We start from the raw sequence: 4,481 nt of genomic DNA, 5'->3' as shown, positions 1-4,481 counted from the left end.
CGGCGGCCCGCCACCAGCCAAACGGCGCGCGGTCCCGGGTCGGCGTGGGCCTCGGCCGTGTGGCGCCACTCGGCGAGCGCCTGGGCAACCGGCGCCATGTTTTGTTCACCCTTTTCATCCCATGGACGGCTTCATCCCGTGGACGGCTGGGACGGGCGTGTCGGGCGGCGGCCGCGTCGGCGCGGGCGTGGTGTGACGCCCGGTTCGCGGATGCCGCGATGGTCGAGCATGAACGCGAACGGGCGGCCGGGCGCCTGCCCGGCCATCGCGCGCTCGACACGGGTGAGGAGATCGTCGAAACGTGACGCGCGCAGGACCTCGGCGGAGGGCAGGAGCGCCCACCATCTGTCACCATCGGCACTTTGACCGAATATGACCACCGGCGGCTCTGTCATGACGACAACATTGCCGGCCGTCCGCGGACGACCGGCGGCAACAGAGTGAACATACGGTTACGTACAGCCATGCGACCGAGTGGCGACGCCCGGTGTCCGGGCCTGCCGTCACACCCGTCCGCGGCGTTGCCGCACAAGCCCGGCAACGGACATCGGGCAGCGGGCAGCCCTGATGTCGGCGGCGGTCAGTGACGTACGGGAGGCGGCAGGGTTCTGCTGTCGGCCGCGCCTGTACCGCAATTACCCGTACGTCTCCCACGCGGAGGGTGGTGCCGCACCGCGAGCAGGTTGGGATCGCCTCGGCCACCTGGCCGCAGGCCTCGTGCACGAGCTGGACGGGCGGGCCCGCGGGAGGCACAGCCCAACGGTCGTCCGCGCGGTTCGCCACCGGATCCGCCGTGGTCAGCATGATCCGTCAGATCGGTATCGCTGTCGGTGTCGCCGTGCTCGTCACCATGCTCGTCGCCGTGCTGGGCACCCCGGACGGGCCGTGGGCGCGGCTGGCCGGCTTTCAGCACGGCTGGTACGTCATCGCCGCGATCTCCCTGGCTGGCGGGCTGCTCGCGCTGGCGCTGTCCCGCCCCGGGCACGGGACCGCCGCCGCACCCGGGCAGAGCGCGCCCACCGCCACGGCCAGCGGCACCGCGTCCGTCAGTGTTGGTTGAGATTCGTTGCCGGCCAGGTTCCGGCCGCGCCGGCGAAGGCCGCTGCCTCGCCCGGTGTTCCGCCAGGAACGATACCGGCGCGGGCGGCCAGCGCGACCGCCTCCAGCCCGGAATGGACCTCAAGCTTGCCGAGCAGATTCTGGACGTGGGTGCGCACGGTGTTCGAGGACAGGAACAGCTGGGCGGCGATGGCGCCGCGGTCGAGCCCGTTCACCATGCACTGCAGGATCTGCCGTTCACGGCGGGTGAGAGTGGCGAGTTTCCGCTGCGCGGGGGACGGCTGCGCCGACCGTGCCAGCTCGGTGAGAACGGCCCCCAACAGGGGCGGCGGAAACCAGCTCTCACCGTCACGGATACCTCGCACCACGGATATCAGATGGTGCAGATCCAGCCTTTTCGGCACCCACGAACGTACTCCGGCGCGTACCGCGGCGATGGCCAGAGATGGGTCTTCCATATCGGTCACAATGACTGTTGGCAGCCGTTCACACAGCCGCCGCAGCCACCTGACAAGTTCGGCAGTATCCGCCATGAGAAGTTCCACGTCAAGTAGGAGAACGTCCACCTGACGCAGGTCCAGAATCCTGCTCGCCATCTCTGTGCTGGGCACCGTGTCCACCACCGTGAAATCGTTCTCGACACGTATGGCGGCGGCGATGACATCACTGAAGGCGCGTTGGGAATCGGCGATCAGTAGCCGGCTCGGTCGCATGCTGGACATGTACCGTCCAGGTACTTTGAGTACACCTCCGACGCACCTCGGATCAGCCCCCGGGAGTCACCCTCCGAGAGTCAGCCGGCGCGGTCCAGCAGACCGGACCTGGCCGCCAGCGCGGCGGCCTCCAGCCGGCTGTGCACGCCGAGTTTGGTGAGCACATTCTGGATGTGCGAACGCGCCGTGTTCACCGTGATGCCAAGATCCGCCGCGAGAACGGCGGTGCTCTGCCCTCGGCCGAGCCGGCCGAGCACGTCCCGTTCCCGGCTGGTCAGCAGGGTGGCGACGGTTGCCCGCGCGGCAGGGCGGCGGGGGATGCGCGCACCTTGCGTAACAGCGCACACATCGGTCATCGTCTTTCCACGGCCGACACGTTCCGCGATCGCGATGACCCGTTCGATGCCCTGCGTCTTGGACGCGACCCCGCCGGCGCCGGCCCGAATGGCGGCACCGACTGCCGCGGCGTCGGTGGAACCGGTGAGCAGCAACAGGTTTGTCGCCGGTGCCAGTCCGGCGAGGGAACGGATCAGATCCAGGCCGTCGCCGTCCGGGAAACCGAGGTCGATCATCCCCAGGTCGGGCCGATGACGTCGGATCGCGCTTTCGGCGTCGGCGGTGGTGAAAGCCACGGCGCACACCGTCCAGCCACGCGTGGCCAGCACCGTCGCCATGCCCTCGGCGAACATGCGGTGGTCGTCGCAGAGAACCACCCTCACGGCATGCCCCGACAGGTACTCCGGGCCGGGCCGGCCGACATCGCCGTCATGATTCCCCCGTATCTCTGACACGTTCGTCCGACGCCGTTTCGTCCGGCATTGTCGTCAGCTGACTTCCTTCGGCATCTTTCTTCGGCGACCGGCGTCTCCTCCTCGGCAGCCGGTGTCCTCGCCCGGCAACGAGGACCGACTGACTCGTACCCGGCCACGGCGACGGTATTCCGCATACACGCCGCGGCACATCACACGGCGTCGGCGACGTGACGCGCGGACGGGACCATCAGGAACCGCTGCTGGTGGTGACCGCACCGACGCGGCACGCCCCGTCCCAGGCCGGTGTCCGTCGGGCACGGCGGCGGAATCAGCCGGGATCCGGCGGGCATCACCATCGGCATCGGCCCCCGAACGCGTTCCGACATATCCCGGCGGACGGTGAAAAGGGTGGTTCCCGCAGTTGTGGAGCAACCATTTGTACTGACTCCACGTGCTTCGCCGGGTCGTTACCGCGATAACACCGATATGGGCACCGTAACGGTCTTGTTCGGATTTTGGACTACCGGGAGCGAACTGTTACGGTGCCTCCGCCCGGGGGGGTGGTCGTACCCATAAGGAAGTAACATGCCCAATAATCACCTGTTCATGCCGGCCGATCCCGTGCCGGTGGATCCCGTACCGGTGGATCCTGTGCCGGTCGGTTCTGTGCCGGTCAGGCCGCCCGACCTACGGCCCAGGCCGCGGCGGCGGCCCGCCGCGCTGATGCCGGTCCTGCTGGCACTGCTGGCAGGCGCCGGTCTCCAGGCCTGCCAGCAGCCGCAGCTGCCGACGCCCACTCCGCCGTCCCCCTCGGCCACCACACCGGCACCGGCGCTCTACTCGCCGACGAGCCTGTGGAACACCCTGGTCCCACCGGACGCGGGAGCCGACGCGAACTCGGCCACGATGCTGCGCACGGTCGTCGAGGCCGCGCGGGCACAGGGCTTCGTGATCGCGGTCAGGGAGTGGTCGAGGCCGCTGCACTACGCCGACGCAACCACCCCACGCCACACCGTCACGCTGACCGCCCCGTGGGCGCCGGCATCGACGATCTCCGGCGTCCCGATCCCCGCGCACGCCGTGCCCGACCCGGCCGGCGACGGCCACATGGTGATCATCGACCGTTCGACCGGGTGCGAGTACGACTTCTGGCAGGCGGTACGCAACGCCGACGGCGGATGGTCGGCATCCTGGGCGAACGCGACCTCCACGGCCGGGCCGGGCTGGTACCCCCGCGGCCTGTCGGCGACCGGTTCGGGCGCGGCCGGCGCCGCGGGGGTGATCCGGCCCGAGGAACTGCGGGACGGCGAGATCAGGCACGCCCTGTTCTTCGCCTACCCGCAGACGAGGGCGGGTGCTCCCGTCCTGCCGGCCACCGAAGCCGACGGTACGAGCACGAACGTCGGCGCGATCCCCGAGGGCGCACGCCTCCAACTCGACCCCGGCGTGGACCTGTCCACCCTCGGCCTCAACCAGTACGAAATGATCATTGCTCGCGCGCTCCAGCGGTACGGGATGATCCTCGGCGACACCGGCGGCGGCGTCGGCCTCGTCGCGCAGAACCCGCTGTCGACCACGGTGCCCTATCCCTGGGGGGACCAGACATATGTCGACCTGCCGCAGAGCCTGCTCACCCACATGCGGGTACTCACCCTCGGTGAACCGCACGACAACGCCACCTCCATCGAGCCCACCCCCTGCGCCACCCTGCGCTAGGCATGTTCGACGAGTGATTGTTCGGTGACGCTGCTGGTCTGGGCGGGGGTCCTGTCAGGGGATGCGCGGTCAGGCGGTCAGGTGGTGTCCAGGAAGCGTGCACCTGGTCCGGGCGCACGGTGGACGGCGTGCGGCGGCAGATGGGTGTGCCCCGCGGCGCATGCGAGAACAACCCTGACCGGCTCGTCGCAGGCGTCCTCGTCGGTGGCGGGCCGGTGCCGGACGACGACCGACGGCCCCC

General features: G+C 69.6%; 6 protein-coding genes (1 of these 6 only partly in view). 2 read left to right on the top strand and 4 right to left on the bottom strand.

The features are described 5' to 3' along the window. Nucleotides 1-131: 131 nt before the first annotated feature. A complete protein-coding gene (locus tag FrCorBMG51_RS18100; RefSeq protein WP_047224241.1) occupies nt 132-395 on the bottom strand; it encodes a hypothetical protein in 264 nt (87 codons plus the stop codon). A 269-nt stretch (nt 396-664) separates the two neighbouring features. Between FrCorBMG51_RS18100 and FrCorBMG51_RS18095 the strand changes: the two genes are divergently transcribed. Beyond that, nucleotides 665-1,060: a hypothetical protein gene (locus FrCorBMG51_RS18095; protein ID WP_047224240.1), complete on the top strand. Its 396-nt coding sequence runs from the start codon at nt 665-667 to the stop codon at nt 1,058-1,060. Here the strand turns inward: FrCorBMG51_RS18095 and FrCorBMG51_RS18090 are convergent. Continuing rightward, the gene (locus FrCorBMG51_RS18090; RefSeq protein WP_052914807.1) at nt 1,047-1,781 is read right to left on the bottom strand and encodes a response regulator transcription factor; all 735 of its coding nucleotides are present in this window, start codon (nt 1,779-1,781) and stop codon (nt 1,047-1,049) included. The two genes, FrCorBMG51_RS18095 and FrCorBMG51_RS18090, sit on opposite strands and share 14 nt — an antisense overlap. A gap of 71 nt (nt 1,782-1,852) precedes the next feature. Continuing rightward, nucleotides 1,853-2,491: a response regulator transcription factor gene (locus FrCorBMG51_RS18085; protein ID WP_157180562.1), complete on the bottom strand. Its 639-nt coding sequence runs from the start codon at nt 2,489-2,491 to the stop codon at nt 1,853-1,855. Between the two features lie 618 nt (nt 2,492-3,109). On the opposite strand from FrCorBMG51_RS18085, the gene FrCorBMG51_RS18080 reads away from it, so the two are divergent. Beyond that, nucleotides 3,110-4,240, top strand: coding sequence for a hypothetical protein (locus FrCorBMG51_RS18080; protein ID WP_157180561.1), 1,131 nt, complete (start codon nt 3,110-3,112; stop codon nt 4,238-4,240). A 77-nt stretch (nt 4,241-4,317) separates the two neighbouring features. On the opposite strand, the gene FrCorBMG51_RS18075 is transcribed toward FrCorBMG51_RS18080, so the two are convergent. Continuing rightward, nucleotides 4,318-4,481, bottom strand: partial view of a winged helix-turn-helix transcriptional regulator gene (locus tag FrCorBMG51_RS18075; protein ID WP_047224239.1) — the end only. 355 nt of this gene lie beyond the right edge of the window; the window shows 164 of its 519 coding nt (coding positions 356-519); the start codon falls outside the window, past its right edge — the gene reads right to left on this strand; the stop codon is at nt 4,318-4,320.

Origin of the sequence: Protofrankia coriariae (assembly GCF_001017755.1) — a bacterium.
Lineage (GTDB): Bacteria > Actinomycetota > Actinomycetes > Frankiales > Frankiaceae > Protofrankia > Protofrankia coriariae.
Note: the sequence above shows the minus strand (reverse complement) of the source record. Positions and strands in the feature narration are given on the sequence as shown.